The sequence below is a fragment of the Serratia rubidaea genome (assembly GCF_016026735.1).
Taxonomy (GTDB): domain Bacteria; phylum Pseudomonadota; class Gammaproteobacteria; order Enterobacterales; family Enterobacteriaceae; genus Serratia_B; species Serratia_B rubidaea.
This window is the reverse complement of record NZ_CP065640.1, coordinates 2,698,562-2,715,216: the sequence shown is the minus strand read 5'-3', so window position 1 is coordinate 2,715,216 and position 16,655 is coordinate 2,698,562. Positions and strand designations below refer to the sequence as shown.

The following is a 16,655-nucleotide window of genomic DNA, read 5'->3' as shown; positions in this document are numbered from 1 at the left end:
CACAAGGAGGGGTTGTGCGACTTCGTATTACAACGTTGTTGCTGGGGCTGGCGGTGCTGATCACCGCCGGCTGCGGTTTTCACCTGCGTGGCACCACGCAGGTACCATCAGAAATGAAAACGCTGATGCTGGACAGCTATGACCCGTACGGTCCGCTGACCCGCGCGGTGCGCGCGCAGCTGCGCGCCAACGGCGTGACCATTGTGAAAGACGCGACGCGTAAAGATGTGCCGTCGCTGCGCATCGCCGGCTCCTCACAGAGCCAGGATACCGTCTCTATCTTCCAGGACGGTAAAACCGCCGAGTACCAGATGGTGATGACGGTGGATGCGCAGGTGCTGATTCCGGGCCACGATATTTACCCGATCAACGCCAAGGTCTTCCGCTCGTTCTTCGATAACCCGCTGACCGCGCTGGCGAAAGACTCCGAACAGGAGATCATCCTGCAGGAAATGCGCGAGCAGGCGGCGCAGCAGCTAGTGCGTAAACTGCTGACGGTGCATGCTGCGGAAGAAGAAGCCCAGCAGCAGGCCGCAGCGGCCGATAAAGCCGCGGAAAGCCGCCCAGCGCAATGACCCGTCTCTATCCTGAACAACTTGCCGCGCAGCTCCGAGAGGGGCTGCGCGCTTGTTATCTGCTGTGCGGTAATGAACCGCTGCTGCTGCAGGAAAGCCAGGACCTGATTCGTCAGGCGGCCACGGCGCAGCAGTTCAGCGAACATTACAGCATTTCCCTTGACGCCCATACCGACTGGGACGCCATCTTCAGCATTTGTCAGTCGATGAGCCTGTTCGCCAGCCGACAGACGCTGCTGCTGATCCTGCCGGAAAACGGCCCAACCGCCCCGATTGGCGAACAGCTGGTCAAACTGGCGGCGTTGCTGCATGAGGATATCATTCTGCTGCTGCGCGGCCCGCGGCTGACCAAAGCGCAGGAAAACAGCGCCTGGTTCAAGGCGCTGGGCGCCAACGGCGTCTACGTCACCTGCCAGACGCCGGAACAGGCGCAGCTGCCGCGCTGGGTCGCCAAGCGCGCCAAAGCGATGCAGCTGACGCTGGACGAGCCGGCCAATCAGCTGCTGTGCTACTGCTACGAAGGCAACCTGCTGGCGCTGGCGCAGGCGCTGGAGCGTCTGGCGCTGCTGCATCCGGACGGCAAGCTGACGCTGCCGCGCGTCGAGCAGGCGGTGAATGACGCCGCGCACTTTTCCCCGTATCACTGGCTCGACGCCCTGCTGGCCGGCAAAAGTAAACGCGCCTGGCATATCCTGCAGCAGCTGCGTCAGGAAGATGTTGAACCGGTGATCCTGCTGCGTACGCTGCAGCGCGAGCTGATGCAGTTGCTCACCCTGCAGCGCCAGATGGCGACAGCGCCGCTGCGCACGCTGTTCGATCAGCACAAGGTCTGGCAAAACCGCCGCAGCCTGGTGACCCAGGCGCTGCAGCGCCTGTCGGCCGCTCAGCTGCAGCAGGCGGTGCGGCTGCTGGCGCAGATAGAGCTCACCCTCAAGCAGGATTACGGCCAGTCGGTCTGGCCGGAACTAGAATCCCTGTCGATGTTGATCTGCGGTAAACCGCTGGCTACGAGTTTTTCCGATGTCTACTAACACCACAGCAGCCGCCGGGCTGCACGCGCTGTTCGGCGGTACGTTCGATCCCATCCATTACGGCCACCTGCGGCCGGTCGAGGCGCTGGCGCAGGAAGTGGGCCTCAATCAGGTCACCCTGCTGCCGAACCACGTTCCGCCGCACCGCCCGCAGCCGGAAGCCAATGCGCAGCAGCGGCTGAAAATGGTTGAACTGGCCATCGCCGGCAATCCGCTGTTCGCCGTTGACGACCGCGAGCTGCACCGCACCACGCCGTCGTATACCGTCGAAACGCTGGAGGCGATTCGCCAGGAACGCGGCCCGCAGCAGCCGCTGGCGTTTATCATCGGCCAGGATTCGCTGCTGAGCCTGCACAAATGGCAACGCTGGCAGGATCTGCTCAGCCTGTGCCATCTGCTGGTGCTGGCCCGCCCGGGTTATGACGACCACATGGAAACGCCGGCGCTACAGCGCTGGCTGGATACCCACCGCGTCAGCGACCCGGCAGCGCTGCGCAGCCGGCCGCACGGTTCACTGTACCTGGCGGATACGCCGCTGCTGGAAATTTCCGCCACCGAAATTCGTGAACGCCGCCATCAGGGTGCCAGCTGCGACGATCTGCTGCCGCGTCCGGTGCAACGTTATATCGAATTACAGGGTTTATATCGTTAGCGATAGGCGCGTGATATACTGCGCCGCTATTTTTCAGCTCACCATCCCAGGGGGAACCTTTGCAAGGTAAAGCGCTCCAAGATTTCGTTATCGACAAGATTGACGATCTTAAAGGCCAGGATATTATCGCTCTGAACGTTCAGGGTAAATCCAGCATCACCGACTGTATGATCATCTGCACCGGCACGTCCACGCGTCACGTGATGTCGATCGCCGACCACGTGGTGCAAGAGTCCCGCGCCGCAGGTATGGATCTGCACGGCATGAAAGGCCAGGAGGCCTCCGACTGGATCGTTGTCGATCTGGGCGAAGTTATCGTGCACGTCATGCAGGAAGAAAGCCGCCGGCTGTACGAACTGGAAAAACTCTGGAGCTAAGCGGTGAAATTGCAACTGGTTGCAGTTGGCACCAAAATGCCGGACTGGGTGCAGACCGGCTTTATGGATTATCTGCACCGCTTTCCAAAAGATATGCCGTTTGAACTGACCGAAGTCCCGGCGGGCAAACGCGGCAAAAATGCCGATATCAAACGCATATTGGAAAAGGAAGGCGAACAAATGCTGGCGGCCGTCGGCAAAGGTAATAGAATTGTTACGCTGGATATCCCCGGCAAACCGTGGGATACGCCGCAGCTGGCGCAGCAGCTGGAACGCTGGAAGCAGGACGGCCGCAACGTCAGCCTGCTGATTGGCGGACCTGAAGGGCTGGCCCCGGCATGCAAAGCCGCAGCGGAGCAGAGCTGGTCGCTCTCGCCGCTGACGCTGCCGCATCCGTTAGTGCGCGTTCTGGTGGCGGAAAGCCTGTACCGCGCCTGGAGCATTACCACCAATCATCCTTACCACCGGGAGTAAACCTGTGGCGATCGTGACAGAGTGAAATAAAGCAGCGGGATGAAAATCGAACGTAACCCTTTTCGCGACTATTCGGCTGAATCAGCCCTGTTTGTACGCCGCGCCCTGGTGGCGTTTTTGGTCATTCTGGTGCTGACCTGCATCCTGATTGCCAATATGTATAATTTGCAAATTGTCCGCTTCGAGGATTACCGCACCCGCTCTAACGAAAACCGCATCAAGCTGGTGCCGATCCCGCCCAGCCGCGGCATTATTTACGATCGCAACGGCACGCCGCTGGCGCTCAACCGCACCATCTATCAGCTCGAGCTGATGCCGGAAAAAGTCGATAACCTGAAAGCCACGCTGCAGGCGCTGCGTCCGGTGGTCGATCTGACCGATGACGACATCACCAATTTTGAAAAAGAGCGTAAACGCTCGCGTCGCTTCGTCTCTATTCCGGTGAAGACCGCTCTGACCGAAGTCCAGGTCGCGCGCTTTGCCGTAAATCAGTTCCGCTTCCCCGGCGTTGAGGTCAAAGGCTATCAGCGCCGCTACTACCCGTACGGCTCCGCCCTGACCCACGTGATCGGCTACGTGTCGAAAATCAACGACCGCGACGTCGCACGCCTGAACAAAGAAGAGAAGCTGGCCAACTACGCCGCCACCCATGATATCGGCAAGCTGGGCATTGAACGCTATTACGAAGATACGCTGCACGGCAAAACCGGCTATGAAGAGGTCGAAGTCAACAACCGCGGCCGGGTGATCCGCCAGCTGCACGAGCAGCAGCCCTCCGCCGGCCAGGATGTTTACCTGACGCTGGATCTCAACCTGCAGCGCTATATCGAGCAGCTGCTGGTCGGCAGCCGCGCCGCCGTGGTGGTCAGCGATCCGCGCACCGGCGGGATCCTGGCGATGGTCTCCAACCCCAGCTACGACCCGAACATGTTTGTCGACGGGATTTCCAACAAGGAATATCAGGGCCTGCTGAACGACCCGAACCGGCCGCTGATCAACCGCGCCACCCAGGGCGTCTATCCGCCGGCGTCCACGGTGAAACCCTATATCGCCGTCTCCGCGCTGAGCGCCGGCGTGGTCACCAAAAACACCATCGTGTTTGACCCGGGCTGGTGGCAGCTGCCGGGGTCGGAAAAACGCTACCGCGACTGGAAAAAGTGGGGCCATGGCCGCCTGAACGTCACTAAGGCGCTGGAAGAATCCGCCGATACCTATTTCTATCAGGTCGCTTACGATATGGGCATTGACCGCCTGTCCAGCTGGCTGACAAAATTCGGCTACGGCCAATATACCGGCGTCGACCTGTCCGAAGAGCGCTCCGGCCTAATGCCGACCCGCGAATGGAAGCTCAAACGCTATAAGAAGCCGTGGTATCAGGGCGACACCATCCCGGTGGGCATCGGCCAGGGTTACTGGACCGCGACGCCGCTGCAGATGGCGAAGGCGCTGAATATTCTGATCAACGACGGCGTGGTGAAAACCCCGCATCTGCTGCACAGTAAAAAAATAAATGGTTCACTGGTGCCGTTCCGCCAGGAAGAACAGACACAAATCGGAGATATTCACTCCGGCTTCTGGGAAATTGCCAAAGACGGTATGTACGGGGTCGCCAACCGCGCCAACGGCACGGCGCACAAGTTCTTTGCCAGCGCTCCGTATAAAATCGCGGCGAAATCGGGTACCGCGCAGGTATTCGGTTACGAAACCTATAACGCCCACAAGCTTGCGGAGCACCTGCGCGACCACAAGCTGATGACCGCATTCGCCCCTTATGACAACCCGACGGTGTCGGTGGCGATCATTTTGGAGAACGGCGGCGCCGGCCCGGCGGTCGGCACCATTACCCGCCAGATCCTCGATCATATCCTGTTGGGCGACAACAATACGCAATTACCGGACGCGCCGCCGGCGGCGCCCGGCTCAGAAGGTGACTAACAGACCATGACCGAAAGCCAAAAGAAGGGCTCGATCTGGACCAAGATCCACATAGACCCAACGTTCCTGCTGCTTATTCTCGCCCTGCTGGTATACAGCGCCTTCGTGATGTGGAGCGCCAGCGGCCAGGATCTCGGCATGATGGAGCGCAAGATCGGCCAAATCGTGATGGGGCTGATCGTGATGGCCGTAATGGCGCAAATCCCGCCGCGCGTCTATGAAAGCTGGGCGCCCTATCTGTATATTTTCTGCGTGATCCTGCTGATACTGGTCGACGCCTTCGGCCAGATCAGTAAAGGCGCTCAGCGCTGGCTCGACCTGGGCATCGTACGCTTTCAGCCGTCGGAAATTGCCAAGATCGCCGTGCCGCTGATGGTGGCCCGCTTTATGAACCGCGACGTCTGCCCGCCGTCGCTGAAAAATACCGGCATCGCGCTGGTGCTGATCTTCCTGCCGACCCTGCTGGTGGCCGCGCAGCCCGATCTGGGCACCTCCATCCTGATCGCCGCATCCGGCCTGTTCGTACTGTTCCTCTCCGGCATGAGCTGGAAGCTGATCGCCGTCGCCGCGGTGCTGCTGGCGGCGTTTATCCCGATTTTATGGTTCTTCCTGATGCACGGCTATCAGCGCGACCGCGTGATGATGCTGCTCGACCCGGAAAGCGATCCGCTGGGCGCGGGCTACCATATTATTCAGTCGAAAATCGCCATCGGCTCCGGCGGCCTGTCCGGCAAGGGCTGGCTGCACGGCACCCAGTCGCAGCTAGAGTTCCTGCCGGAGCGCCACACCGACTTTATCTTTGCGGTGCTGGCCGAGGAGCTGGGGCTGGTCGGCGTGCTGGTGCTGCTGGCGCTGTATCTGCTGGTGATTATCCGCGGCCTGATGATCGCCGCCAAAGCCCAGACCACTTTCGGCCGGGTGATGGTCGGCGGCCTGATGCTGATTCTGTTCGTTTATGTATTTGTTAACATTGGCATGGTGAGTGGAATTTTACCGGTGGTTGGCGTACCTTTGCCTCTGGTCAGTTACGGCGGATCGGCGCTGATCGTACTTATGGCTGGGTTCGGCATCATCATGTCGATTCACACGCATCGGAAAATGCTGTCTAAGAGTTTATAAGAGGTGAGTAATGCGTAAGGAATGGCTTTGGATCGGCGCGGCGGCGGTATTGCTTTCCGCCTGTGCCACCACTGATGAGCAGCAGGCGCCGCCCGCCGTGCCGTATAATGGCCCGGTGGTCGAGATCAGCGGTGTGGAACCCCATTATGAACCTTATAACCCGGGTACGCTGCAGGATTATAAAGTGAACGGCGACAGCTACCGCATCGTCAAAAATCCGCAGAACTTCTCACAGACCGGGCTGGCAAGCTGGTACGGTGAAGAATCCAGCGGCAACCGCACCGCCATCGGTGAAACCTTCGATCCTTATGCCCTGAGCGCGGCGCACCCGACGCTGCCGATCCCAAGCTACGTACGCGTCACCAACCTGGCCAACGGCCGTCAATTGGTGGTGCGCGTCAACGATCGCGGCCCTTATGTGAAAGGGCGCATTATCGACCTGTCGAAAGCCGCCGCCGACCGCCTCAATCTGTCAAACAATACGCGGGTGAAAGTTGATTTTATCAACGTCGCGCCGGACGGCACGCTGAGCGGGCCGGGCACCGTCGGCACCACCGTCGCCAAGCAGAGCTACGCCCTGCCCGCACGCCCCAACCTGAGCAGCGGCGCCATGGGCACCCCGGTGCAGCAGGATGCGCCGGCGCTCAATAACAATGACGTCCACGCTATCGATAACAGCACTCTGACCAGCGGTGAAACCCGCGCTGCGGCAAACGGTAACGGCGGCCTGCTCGCCACGACGCCTGGCGGCACGCAAAGCGCCAACGCCGCCGCGCCATCATCAGCACCGCTAGCCGCTGCGGCCACCGTCACCGCGGCCGGTGCAGCAACAACCGCCGCCGCGACAGCGCCGAGCGCAGGCTATGTCGTTCAGGTCGGTGCGCTGAGCAATGCCGAGCGCGCGCAGGCCTGGCAGCAGCAGCTCAGCCAGCAGTTCGGCGTGCCGGGCAGCGTCTCCACCAACGGTACCGTGCACCGCGTACAGCTTGGCCCGTTCAGCGATCGCCAGCAGGCGCTGGTGCTGCAGCAGCGCCTGGCCGCGGAAGCCAAACAACAATCATTTGTCACCGCCGCACACTAAGCATGGCGTCCGGCAGGCTCACGCCGATCGGCAGTTTTAGCTGAAACATTTTCTTGCAGCTAAAAATGTAAAAACCGTGATCGGTCAGAGGATTGGCTAATGCCTGCCGGGATCCCATCTGCTATAGTGAGGCACGTTTTTAACTTACTTTCACGGATGTTGTAGTCCAGATCATGAAACATGTAACTTCTTTTCGCTTAATCAAGGGCATCGCGCTCAGCACCGTTATCGCTATGGGCGCTGCCAGCAGCGCGCAGGCCGAAGACGCCAACCTTAAAACCATGATCCCGGGTGTTCCGCAAATTGACGCGGAATCTTACATCCTGATTGATTACAACTCCGGTAAGGTTCTGGCGGAATCCAATGCGGATGCGCGTCGCGACCCGGCCAGCCTGACCAAAATGATGACCAGCTACGTCATCGGCCAGGCGCTGAAAGCCGGTAAAATCGGCCAGGACGATCTGGTCACCGTCGGCCAGGACGCCTGGGCGACCGGCAACCCGGTGTTCAAAGGCTCTTCGCTGATGTTCCTGAAGCCGGGCGATCGCGTACCGGTTTCCAAACTGACGCGCGGCATCAACCTGCAGTCCGGCAATGACGCCTGCGTGGCGATGGCCGACTACGTGGCGGGCAGCCAGGATTCATTCGTCAATCTGATGAACAACTACGTTCAGCAGCTGGGCCTGAAAAATACCCACTTCAAGACCGTGCACGGTCTGGACGCCGACGGACAGTTCAGCTCCGCGCGCGATATGGCGCTGATCGGCCAGGCGCTGATCCGCGACGTGCCGGACGAGTACGCCATCTATAAAGAAAAAGAGTTCACCTTTAACAATATCCGTCAGGTAAACCGCAACGGTCTGCTGTGGGATAAGAGCCTGAACGTCGACGGCATCAAAACCGGTCACACCAACGCCGCAGGTTACAACCTGGTGGCTTCCGCCACCGAAGGTCAGATGCGTCTGATCTCCGCCGTGCTGGGCGGCCATACCTATAAAGGCCGTGAAACCGAAAGTAAAAAGCTGCTGACCTGGGGCTTCCGCTTCTTTGAAACCGTCGCGCCGCTGAAGGCAGGCAAAGAGTTCGCCTCTGAGCCGGTATGGTTCGGCGATGCCGACCGCGTTGAGCTGGGCGTCGATAAAGACGTTTACCTGACCATCCCGCGCGGCCGGATGAAAGATCTGAAAGCCAGCTACGTGCTCAACACGCCGGAAATCCACGCGCCGCTGACCAAAAATCAGGTTGTCGGCAGCATCAATTTCCAACTGGACGGTAAAACCATCGACCAGCGTCCGCTGGTGGTGCTGAATGAAGTGAAAGAAGGCGGCATCTTCGGTCGTCTGGTGGATTACATCAAGCTGATGTTCCATCACTGGTTCGGCTAACGCTTGAAAGCGGCGAAAACGCCCCCATATGGTAAATAACACTAACTCCCGCTCCGGCGGGAGTTATAATTTAGAGAAGATGTCACGCTGGAGCGCCCGCACATGCAAAAAACGAAACTGAACGAACTGCTCGAATTCCCTTGCTCATTTACTTACAAGGTGATGGGGCTGGCACAGCCTGAGCTGGTTGACCAGGTAGTTGAAGTGGTGCAGCGCCATGCGCCCGGTGATTATAATCCGCAGATTAAGCCGAGCAGCAAAGGTAACTACCACTCCGTTTCCATTACCATCAACGCCACCCATATCGACCAGGTGGAGAAGCTGTATGAAGAGCTGGGCAACATTGAAATTGTCCGTATGGTGCTGTAATCACCGCCTGAACGACGACTGAACAACCCGGGTCCGACGCCAGTCCGCCCGGGTTGCGCATTTTTGGGCCGCTAAACGCTGGTCGCCAGCCGGGGCGCCCGATATAATGGCCGCACCACTTCCGTAACCTGACGATGCCCGTGCAACACGATAAGATCATAGTACGTCAGCTGGGGCTGCAGCCCTATGAGCCAGTCTCCCAGGCCATGCACAACTTCACCGATCGCCGCAGCGCCGACACCACCGATGAACTGTGGCTGGTGCAGCATGCGCCGGTATTTACCCAAGGCCAGGCCGGTAAAGCGGAACACCTGCTGATGCCCGGCGATATCCCGGTGATTCAAAGCGATCGCGGCGGCCAGGTCACCTACCATGGTCCCGGCCAGCAGGTGATGTACGTGATGGTCGATCTCAAGCGCAATAAAGTTGGCGTACGCCAGTTGGTCAGCGCGATTGAAGACACCGTGGTTCAGACCCTCGGCCACTTCCAGATCGATTCACGCGCGCGCCCCGACGCGCCCGGCGTCTACGTCGGCGAGCAGAAAATCTGCTCGCTGGGGCTGCGTATCCGCAAAGGCAGCTCCTTCCACGGCCTGGCGCTCAATGTGGCGATGGATCTGGCTCCGTTCCAGCGTATTAATCCCTGCGGTTACGCCGGCATGCAGATGACCCAGGTCAGCGCGCTGGCGCCCGGCGCGTCAATTGAGGATGTGGCGCCGGTTCTGGTGCAGGAGTTTGTCCGCCAGCTTGGCTACCGTCAGGTTGAAACCGGTGACTGGGTATTGGACGACTACCTGTAGTTGCCGGCTTGTCATATGCATAAAAAACCACCTGTCGGTGGTTTTTTATTGCTGCGCCAGGGTGTCCGCCATTCAACGGCAGAACGCACAGTGGATTCTCTGATATTTGTAGCCATAACGCCGCAGTTCCCTGATCACTTCAGACAGTGTCAGAGAATTAAAACTGCGGTGGATACGATTACGCAGGGTGATCACATCATACTGCGTAATGTTCTTATACTGCGCCGCATCACGCTCAAGATTGTCCGCATGAGTGACCATGCCGGCACTTCTGAACCTCGCCGCGTTATCGCGCAGCTCCTGCGGTTTCGCATCCGCGGTGTTGTACAGATTCCTGACGCTGTGATAGCTTTCGTTTGCCTCGTTATGCCGTTTGCCTCCGTTCACCTGGCTGTTGGTGTACTTACCCAGATCATAGTCATGGGATGCGTTCGCCTTCATACTTTCATACTGCGGTACGGCGCCAATGATCATCTGCAACAGTGAAGGATCCGACAGAGTTTCACCGTGGCGAGTATAATAAACCAGCTCCACATCCTTCAGCTCGGATGACATACCGCTCTTGGAAGTGCGCGACGCACCATGTGCGGTAATAATGCACTCATTAGCGCTGGGGGCAGCCCGTTTGTGCGACCACACATACAGGTTGCTCCCAACGGTATTCTGGTAAAGATCCATAGCTCATCTCCATATAAACGCATATGGAAAATCAGTGTAGACAAAATCTCTGTTTTTTCCCGTGCACTGCCGAAAAATCTCCGGATCGTCAGCGGGCCTTTTCCCCGACCGCACAGAATGCGCCCGGTGCGCTACGGCAAACGGCCAAGAGCGGGTATAATGACGCAGGCTCCCATCGCGATACAGGGGCTGAATGGATCGCGGTAAAAGTGGTATAGTATCGCCAAGTTTTTACCTACTTCTTACTACGGCTTTTTAATTTATTGATGTTAAAAGATAAAAACAAAAGTCGAGTTTCGTAACTGGAACCTGCACGACTATGAGTAAACCAATTCAGATGGAACGCGGCGTCAAATACCGCGATGCAGACAAAATGGCGCTGATCCCGGTCAAAACGGTGGTCACCGAACGGCAGGAGCTGTTACGTAAACCCGAGTGGATGAAAATCAAACTGCCCGCCGACTCAACGCGGATCCAGGGCATCAAAGCCGCAATGCGTAAGAATGGTCTGCATTCGGTCTGTGAAGAAGCCTCCTGCCCTAACCTGTCTGAATGTTTTAACCACGGTACCGCCACCTTTATGATCCTTGGCGCGATCTGCACCCGCCGCTGCCCATTCTGCGACGTGGCTCATGGTCGTCCCGTTGCCCCCGATGCCAACGAGCCGGAAAAACTGGCGCAAACCATCGCCGATATGGCGCTGCGCTATGTGGTGATCACCTCCGTTGACCGCGACGATCTGCGCGACGGCGGCGCTCAGCACTTTGCCGACTGCATCAGCGCCATCCGCGCTAAAAACCCGAACATCAAAATCGAAACCCTGGTGCCGGACTTCCGCGGCCGTATGGATCGCGCGCTGGAGATCCTGACGGCTACGCCGCCGGACGTCTTCAACCACAACCTGGAAAACGTGCCGCGTATTTACCGCCAGGTGCGTCCGGGCGCCAACTACGAGTGGTCGCTGAAGTTGCTGGAGCGCTTTAAAGAAGCGCACCCGGATATCCCGACCAAGTCTGGCCTGATGGTCGGGCTGGGGGAAACCAACGAAGAAATCATTGAAGTGATGCGCGATTTACGCCGTCACGGCGTCACCATGCTGACGCTGGGCCAATACCTGCAGCCAAGCCGCCATCACCTGCCGGTACAGCGCTACGTCAGCCCGGCGGAGTTTGAAGAGATGAAAGAAGAAGCGCTGGCGATGGGCTTTACCCACGCAGCATGCGGCCCGTTTGTCCGCTCTTCTTATCACGCCGATCTGCAGGCGAAAGGCATGGAAGTCAAATAATGCCGCAGCGGAGGGGTAACGTTTTGTTACGCTTTCGCTGACTGACCGCGCAAAAAAACGGATGCCGTCGGGCATCCGTTTTTTTATGCGGCTTCAGGCGTCTTTCTTTTCGACGCTCTGCGGGTTCGCGGCGTTATCTTCTGCAGTCTTCTGCGCCGGCGGGGTATCGTCGCCCACCGCTTTTTTAAAGCCCTTCAGCGCCGCGCCCAGATCGGCGCCCAGCGTGCGCAGTTTGCTGGTACCGAACAATAAGACGATCAATACCGCAATCACCAACAGTTTGGTAATACTGATACCTTCCATATTCACCTTCTTTAATACCCAGTGCTGCAGGACGCAGCGAAAGAAATAAATCTTGCCTGCGCCTAGTTATCCGCTTTCTGGCAAATAAAACAACGGTAACCTGTAACAGAGTAAGATCGCCGAACGTCGGGGTAATTTACCGCCGGGACTACAAAACCGCCGGCGCAACGTGTAACATCGTGTCATCGATAGTTGCTGCTTATCGACCACGGAGATGACATTCCTCCCGCCCCGATAAGGGATAAACCGCCTGACCGGCTGATGATGTCTGCGTAACCTCAGAATGAGGTGCGTAGCGTTGCGCCCGTACCCCTTCTGAGCATCTTACTCTTCTGTTTGAAAGGGCTTCTGACCATGTTGAATTCTTTACTGGCCGTATTTATCGGCGGCGGCTTAGGCAGCGTACTGCGCTGGAGCATCAGCCTGCGGCTCAATCCGCTGCATTCCGCCATTCCGATCGGCACCCTGACCGTCAACCTGCTGGGGGGCTTTATCATTGGCCTGGCCATGGCGCTGATGACCCGCGCCGCCTCCATCGACCCCACCTGGCGGCTGCTGCTGACTACCGGTTTCTGCGGCGGCCTGACCACCTTTTCCACCTTCTCACTGGAAGTCGTCTCCCTGCTGCAGGACGGGCGTTTTCTGTGGGCGCTCACCAACGCCATGCTGAACCTGGCCGGCTCGCTGCTGATGACGATGCTGGCATACCTGCTGGTTGCCTGGTTCACCGGGCAGTAATCCACGCTTAATGTTTTCTTAATGTTGCATACGGATAATCCTCATCCAGGGTCATAAAAACCGGATGAGGATCGCTATGTGGAGTATGCCGAAAACCGCCGCTGAGTTTGCCGCCGCCGCGCTGTGCGTTGCCACGGTCGCCGCGTTTATTCACCTTTACCTGTTCAGCTAAGCGGGCCGTCAGCGGTCCGCGCAAAGATTTTCACAAATCATCACGCCTGCGCTACAATTGAGAATGAACGTTCGCACTCAAACTGCGTTTCTTCCTTTGTCAGCGATAGGACCGGGACATGTCATCCCCAGCAGCAAGCAGGCAGGCGAAAGCCGAACTGCGCCGTAACCAAATCGTCGCAGCGGCTAAAGCCTGTTTTCGTCAGTATGGCTTTCATGCCGCCAGCATGGCGGAAATCGCCCAGCGTTCGGCCCTGAGCGTCGGGCAGATTTACCGTTACTTCGTTAATAAAGACGCCATTATCGCCGAGATCGTCAACCGCATTATCAACGAGAAAATGCGCCGCCTTGAGGATCTCAGCGATCACATCAACCTGATTGCCGGCACGCTCGCCACGCGGACGCTGTATCAATTACCGGGGCAAAGCGAGGACGATCACCTGCTGATGCTGGAAGTGACCGCTGAAGCGACGCGCAACCCGGCGGTGGCCGCCATGCTGAGCGACGCCGAAGCGCGCCTGTTCCGCCACGTTTGCCGCAATCTGCAACAGCTCTACCCGTCGTTCAGCGACGAAGAGATCGCCGCGCGCGTCGAGTTTATCGCCGTGCTCAGCGAAGGCACCGGTTACCGCCTGCTTACTACGCAAAAAGCCGATCCCAAACTGCTGGAAGCGTTATACCAGCAGGCTATCTCCCATCTGTTCCGCGAGTCCGCTACACCTAATGAGTAAACAACACGCCCGTCAACGATTAGTCTATGCCGCCGTCCTGGGCCTGCTGGCCGCACTGGGGCCATTATGCATCGACCTTTACCTGCCGGCGCTGCCGGAAATGACCGCCGAGCTGGGCACCTCAACCGCCACCGCGCAGCTGAGCCTGACCGCCGGCCTGCTGGGGCTGGGCCTCGGCCAGCTGATCTTCGGCCCCTACAGCGACAAACTGGGACGTATCCGTCCCCTGCTGCTGTCGCTGCTGATTTTATTGGCCGCCTCGCTGTGGTGCGCCATGGCCACCAGCATCGACCAACTGCTGATCGCCCGCCTGCTGCAAGGGCTGGCCGGTTCCGGCGGCGCCGTGATCTCACGCGCCATTGCGCGCGATATGTATTCTGGCCATGAGTTAACGCGCTTCTTCGCGCTGCTGATGCTGGTGAACGGACTGGCGCCGATCGTCGCGCCGGTGCTGGGCGGCGCGCTGCTGAAATTTATGGACTGGCGCGGCATTTTTGATGCGCTGGCGTTGATCGCCCTGCTGCTTTTCACCCTGTCGCTGCTGAAACTCAGCGAATCGTTGCCGCCGGAGCGGCGCAGCCAGGGCGGCATGCTGTCGATGCTGCGTTCGCTGGGCGGGCTGCTGCGCCAACGGCAGTTTATGGGGCTGTGCCTGACGCAGGGATTCGTCATGGCCGGGATGTTTGCCTATATCGGCGCTTCGCCTTTCGTCCTACAGCAGATCTACGGCCTCAGCCCGCAGATGTTCAGCCTGTGCTTTGCGATGAACGGCATCGGGCTGGTGATTTCCGCCCAGACGGCAGCGCGCCTGAGCCGAAGCTTCGGCGAAATGCGGGTGCTAAAATGCGGCCTGACGCTGGCGGCCACCGCCTCGCTGCTGTTGCTGCTGGCCGGCTGGCTGCATGCGCCGCTGCCGCTGCTGCTGGCGACGCTGTTCTTCGCCATTGCCGCCGTCGGCAGCATCGGCCCGACCGCGTCGTCGCTGGCCATGCAAAGCCAGGGAGACAAAGCCGGCAGCGCGTCCGCCCTGATTGGCGTCTGCATGTTCGCGCTCGGCGCCTGCAGCGTGCCGCTCACCGGGTTGGGCGGCACCTCCAGCGTATCGATGGCGCTGACGATTTTCGGCTGCTATTTCATCGCCATCATGCTGTTTACCCTGCTGGTGCCCAAAGCGCCGCGCTGAACGATGGCAATAAAAAACCCGCTCATCGGAGCGGGTTTTCAGCAAAGCGGCTAGTGCGTCGCTTAAATCGCGGTAACGTTAGCTGCAGATGGGCCTTTAGCGCCATTGGTGATTTCAAATTCTACCTGCTGGCCTTCAGCGAGCGTTTTGAAACCATTGCTAACGATGGCAGAAAAGTGAACGAAAACGTCCTTGCTACCATCTTCCGGAGTAATGAAACCGAAACCTTTAGATTCATTAAACCACTTAACGCTACCTTTAATCTTAGACATCAAACTTACCTTTAACGTGAATGTAAGACACAAATCGTGTGTCAGATACAGTACAGCAACTGGCCGGCTTTTTGTCCACTGTCCAGATCACATAACGCGGATAAAAAGTGCAATAACCGGCATCTGCCGCCGTAAAGCGCCCGTTCCGCCCATAAAACACGCACTTTCCAGGATTATCCGCTCAGATCCACGCCGCCGCCGGCAAACCGAATGGCTATGAAATATAACCAGATAATCTTTTTGCTTCCGTCGCCGCTGGACTAGGGTTAAGCATAACCTCAGCTAACCGAGAGAAGCCTATGCCCTGTCAACTGGCCGACCAAGTCATCGCCTACCGCCGTGAACTGCATCAGCATCCCGAACTGTCCAATCAGGAGTTCGCCACTACCGAGCGTATTACCCGCTGGCTGCAGCAGGCCGATATCCGCATCCTGCCGCTGGCGCTAACCACCGGCGTCGTAGCCGAAATCGGCCGCGGCGACGGGCCGCTGATCGCCCTGCGCGGCGATATTGACGCCCTGCCGATTGCGGAACTCGCCGACGTGCCTTTCGCCTCGCGCCATCCCGGGGTGATGCACGCCTGCGGACATGATTTCCACACTGCGGTCATGCTCGGCGCCGCCCGCCTGCTTAAAGCGCGCGAATCTTCATTGCCGGGACGGGTGCGTATCTTTTTCCAGCCGGCGGAAGAAACCTGCGACGGCGCCCAGCAGCTGATTGACGCCGGCGCGCTGGACGGCGTCGCGGCCGTGTTCGGCCTGCACAATGCGCCGGAATTGCCCACCGGCACCTTCGCCACCCGCGCCGGCCCCTTCTATGCCAACGTCGACCGCTTTCAGATCCGGATCACCGGCAAAGGCGCGCACGCCGCCAAACCGGAACAGGGTATTGATACCATCGTCACCGCCAGCCATATCGTGAGCGCGCTGCAAACCTTGCCGAGCCGCAGTTTCAGCTCGCTGGAGGCGGTGGTGGTCAGCGTTACGCGCATTGAGGGCGGCAATACCTGGAATGTACTGCCGCAGACGGTGGAACTGGAAGGTACGGTGCGCACCCATAACGGCGACGTGCGTCGTCAGGTGCCGGATAAAATTCGCCAGGTGATCGACGGCGTAGCCGCCTCGCTGGGCGCACAGGCCGAACTGAGCTGGCACCCCGGGCCGCCGGCGCTGATTAACCACGCCCGCTGGGCGGCCTTCAGCCAAGCAGTGGCGAAGGAGTTCGGCTATCGGGTCGAGGAAGCCGAGCTGCAGATGGGCGGCGAGGATTTTGCCATTTATCTGCATCATGTGCCCGGCGTGTTTGTCAGCATCGGTTCGGCCAGCGAATTCGGCCTGCATCACCCGCGCTTTACGCCTGATGAACAGGCCATTTTCCCGGCGTCGCAATATTTTGAACGCCTGGCGGAACGCGCCCTGCAGCAGCTGGCCGACGTTCCACAACGGGCCGTCAGCCACGCCTGATCCCCGCCGCTCCCCTTCCGCCGCGGCAGCGCG

The 16,655-nt window shown here is 59.0% G+C and carries 19 protein-coding genes and 1 riboswitch; of the genes, 16 read left to right on the top strand and 3 right to left on the bottom strand.

Annotated features, from left to right (window positions below; all coding sequences use genetic code 11):
• Window positions 1–14 precede the first annotated feature (14 nt).
• The 11 genes from lptE to lipB all read left to right on the top strand — a co-directional run bounded on the left by lptE (window position 15) and on the right by lipB (window position 9,798).
• Complete coding sequence (gene lptE / locus I6G83_RS12660) at window positions 15–575, top strand: LPS assembly lipoprotein LptE (RefSeq protein ID WP_054307016.1); 561 nt, start codon at window positions 15–17, stop codon at window positions 573–575.
• Window positions 572–1,606, top strand: a complete 1,035-nt coding sequence (gene holA, locus I6G83_RS12655) for a DNA polymerase III subunit delta (RefSeq protein WP_054307015.1) — start codon at window positions 572–574, stop codon at window positions 1,604–1,606. Before lptE ends, holA begins: the two co-directional genes overlap by 4 nt.
• Window positions 1,596–2,258, top strand: coding sequence for a nicotinate-nucleotide adenylyltransferase (gene nadD / locus I6G83_RS12650; RefSeq protein WP_054307014.1), 663 nt, complete (start codon window positions 1,596–1,598; stop codon window positions 2,256–2,258). Before holA ends, nadD begins: the two co-directional genes overlap by 11 nt.
• Before the next feature lie 59 nt (window positions 2,259–2,317).
• The gene (rsfS, locus tag I6G83_RS12645; protein WP_015671294.1) at window positions 2,318–2,635 is read left to right on the top strand and encodes a ribosome silencing factor; all 318 of its coding nucleotides are present in this window, start codon (window positions 2,318–2,320) and stop codon (window positions 2,633–2,635) included.
• A gap of 3 nt (window positions 2,636–2,638) precedes the next feature.
• Complete coding sequence (gene rlmH, locus I6G83_RS12640) at window positions 2,639–3,109, top strand: 23S rRNA (pseudouridine(1915)-N(3))-methyltransferase RlmH (protein ID WP_015671293.1); 471 nt, start codon at window positions 2,639–2,641, stop codon at window positions 3,107–3,109.
• 39 nt (window positions 3,110–3,148) lie between these two features.
• Window positions 3,149–5,044 (top strand): peptidoglycan DD-transpeptidase MrdA, encoded by a 1,896-nt coding sequence (mrdA, locus tag I6G83_RS12635; RefSeq protein WP_061324768.1) that lies wholly within the window; start codon window positions 3,149–3,151, stop codon window positions 5,042–5,044.
• Between the two features lie 6 nt (window positions 5,045–5,050).
• Entirely contained in the window at window positions 5,051–6,163 is a 1,113-nt protein-coding gene (mrdB, locus tag I6G83_RS12630) for a peptidoglycan glycosyltransferase MrdB (protein ID WP_054305911.1), read from the top strand.
• A 10-nt stretch (window positions 6,164–6,173) separates the two neighbouring features.
• On the top strand, window positions 6,174–7,244 hold the full coding sequence (gene rlpA, locus I6G83_RS12625; protein WP_054305912.1) for an endolytic peptidoglycan transglycosylase RlpA: 1,071 nt from the start codon (window positions 6,174–6,176) through the stop codon (window positions 7,242–7,244).
• A gap of 173 nt (window positions 7,245–7,417) precedes the next feature.
• Complete coding sequence (gene dacA / locus I6G83_RS12620; RefSeq protein ID WP_015671289.1) at window positions 7,418–8,629, top strand: D-alanyl-D-alanine carboxypeptidase DacA; 1,212 nt, start codon at window positions 7,418–7,420, stop codon at window positions 8,627–8,629.
• Between the two features lie 102 nt (window positions 8,630–8,731).
• Window positions 8,732–8,998 carry a DUF493 family protein YbeD gene (gene ybeD / locus I6G83_RS12615; RefSeq protein ID WP_015671288.1) on the top strand — a complete coding sequence of 89 codons (267 nt, stop codon included), beginning with the start codon at window positions 8,732–8,734 and terminating at the stop codon, window positions 8,996–8,998.
• A gap of 134 nt (window positions 8,999–9,132) precedes the next feature.
• On the top strand, window positions 9,133–9,798 hold the full coding sequence (gene lipB, locus I6G83_RS12610) for a lipoyl(octanoyl) transferase LipB (protein ID WP_171020709.1): 666 nt from the start codon (window positions 9,133–9,135) through the stop codon (window positions 9,796–9,798).
• 72 nt (window positions 9,799–9,870) lie between these two features.
• Here the strand turns inward: lipB and I6G83_RS12605 are convergent, their stop codons facing one another.
• Window positions 9,871–10,476 (bottom strand): putative adhesin, encoded by a 606-nt coding sequence (locus I6G83_RS12605; RefSeq protein WP_138111370.1) that lies wholly within the window; start codon window positions 10,474–10,476, stop codon window positions 9,871–9,873.
• 319 nt (window positions 10,477–10,795) lie between these two features.
• On the opposite strand from I6G83_RS12605, the gene lipA reads away from it, so the two are divergent.
• The gene (lipA, locus tag I6G83_RS12600) at window positions 10,796–11,761 is read left to right on the top strand and encodes a lipoyl synthase (protein ID WP_054305915.1); all 966 of its coding nucleotides are present in this window, start codon (window positions 10,796–10,798) and stop codon (window positions 11,759–11,761) included.
• A gap of 93 nt (window positions 11,762–11,854) precedes the next feature.
• Here the strand turns inward: lipA and tatA are convergent, their stop codons facing one another.
• A complete protein-coding gene (gene tatA, locus I6G83_RS12595) occupies window positions 11,855–12,064 on the bottom strand; it encodes a Sec-independent protein translocase subunit TatA (protein WP_054305916.1) in 210 nt (69 codons plus the stop codon).
• A gap of 201 nt (window positions 12,065–12,265) precedes the next feature.
• Window positions 12,266–12,342, top strand: a riboswitch (Fluoride riboswitch).
• 76 nt (window positions 12,343–12,418) lie between these two features.
• On the opposite strand from tatA, the gene crcB reads away from it, so the two are divergent.
• From crcB to I6G83_RS12580, 3 genes are all read left to right on the top strand, one after another.
• Entirely contained in the window at window positions 12,419–12,802 is a 384-nt protein-coding gene (gene crcB / locus I6G83_RS12590) for a fluoride efflux transporter CrcB (RefSeq protein WP_054305917.1), read from the top strand.
• A gap of 290 nt (window positions 12,803–13,092) precedes the next feature.
• Entirely contained in the window at window positions 13,093–13,704 is a 612-nt protein-coding gene (locus I6G83_RS12585) for a TetR/AcrR family transcriptional regulator (RefSeq protein WP_054305918.1), read from the top strand.
• Window positions 13,697–14,887, top strand: a complete 1,191-nt coding sequence (locus I6G83_RS12580; RefSeq protein ID WP_054305919.1) for a Bcr/CflA family efflux MFS transporter — start codon at window positions 13,697–13,699, stop codon at window positions 14,885–14,887. Before I6G83_RS12585 ends, I6G83_RS12580 begins: the two co-directional genes overlap by 8 nt.
• A 62-nt stretch (window positions 14,888–14,949) precedes the next feature.
• Here I6G83_RS12580 and cspE read toward each other — a convergent pair whose 3' ends face one another.
• Window positions 14,950–15,159: a transcription antiterminator/RNA stability regulator CspE gene (gene cspE, locus I6G83_RS12575; RefSeq protein ID WP_015671279.1), complete on the bottom strand. Its 210-nt coding sequence runs from the start codon at window positions 15,157–15,159 to the stop codon at window positions 14,950–14,952.
• Window positions 15,160–15,458: 299 nt separating this feature from the next.
• Here cspE and I6G83_RS12570 point away from each other — a divergent pair, with 299 nt between their 5' ends.
• Complete coding sequence (locus tag I6G83_RS12570) at window positions 15,459–16,622, top strand: M20 peptidase aminoacylase family protein (protein ID WP_054305920.1); 1,164 nt, start codon at window positions 15,459–15,461, stop codon at window positions 16,620–16,622.
• Window positions 16,623–16,655 lie beyond the last annotated feature (33 nt).

Coding starts and splice junctions, on each gene's coding strand:
- nadD (WP_054307014.1), top strand. CDS start 1,596: ATGTCTACTAACACCACAGCAGCCGCCGGGCTGCACGCGCTGTTCGGC.
- tatA (WP_054305916.1), bottom strand. CDS start 12,064: ATGGAAGGTATCAGTATTACCAAACTGTTGGTGATTGCGGTATTGATC.
- I6G83_RS12570 (WP_054305920.1), top strand. CDS start 15,459: ATGCCCTGTCAACTGGCCGACCAAGTCATCGCCTACCGCCGTGAACTG.
- cspE (WP_015671279.1), bottom strand. CDS start 15,159: ATGTCTAAGATTAAAGGTAGCGTTAAGTGGTTTAATGAATCTAAAGGT.
- mrdA (WP_061324768.1), top strand. CDS start 3,149: ATGAAAATCGAACGTAACCCTTTTCGCGACTATTCGGCTGAATCAGCC.
- ybeD (WP_015671288.1), top strand. CDS start 8,732: ATGCAAAAAACGAAACTGAACGAACTGCTCGAATTCCCTTGCTCATTT.
- I6G83_RS12605 (WP_138111370.1), bottom strand. CDS start 10,476: ATGGATCTTTACCAGAATACCGTTGGGAGCAACCTGTATGTGTGGTCG.
- I6G83_RS12585 (WP_054305918.1), top strand. CDS start 13,093: ATGTCATCCCCAGCAGCAAGCAGGCAGGCGAAAGCCGAACTGCGCCGT.
- I6G83_RS12580 (WP_054305919.1), top strand. CDS start 13,697: ATGAGTAAACAACACGCCCGTCAACGATTAGTCTATGCCGCCGTCCTG.
- crcB (WP_054305917.1), top strand. CDS start 12,419: ATGTTGAATTCTTTACTGGCCGTATTTATCGGCGGCGGCTTAGGCAGC.
- mrdB (WP_054305911.1), top strand. CDS start 5,051: ATGACCGAAAGCCAAAAGAAGGGCTCGATCTGGACCAAGATCCACATA.
- lipA (WP_054305915.1), top strand. CDS start 10,796: ATGAGTAAACCAATTCAGATGGAACGCGGCGTCAAATACCGCGATGCA.
- holA (WP_054307015.1), top strand. CDS start 572: ATGACCCGTCTCTATCCTGAACAACTTGCCGCGCAGCTCCGAGAGGGG.
- lipB (WP_171020709.1), top strand. CDS start 9,133: ATGCCCGTGCAACACGATAAGATCATAGTACGTCAGCTGGGGCTGCAG.
- rlpA (WP_054305912.1), top strand. CDS start 6,174: ATGCGTAAGGAATGGCTTTGGATCGGCGCGGCGGCGGTATTGCTTTCC.
- dacA (WP_015671289.1), top strand. CDS start 7,418: ATGAAACATGTAACTTCTTTTCGCTTAATCAAGGGCATCGCGCTCAGC.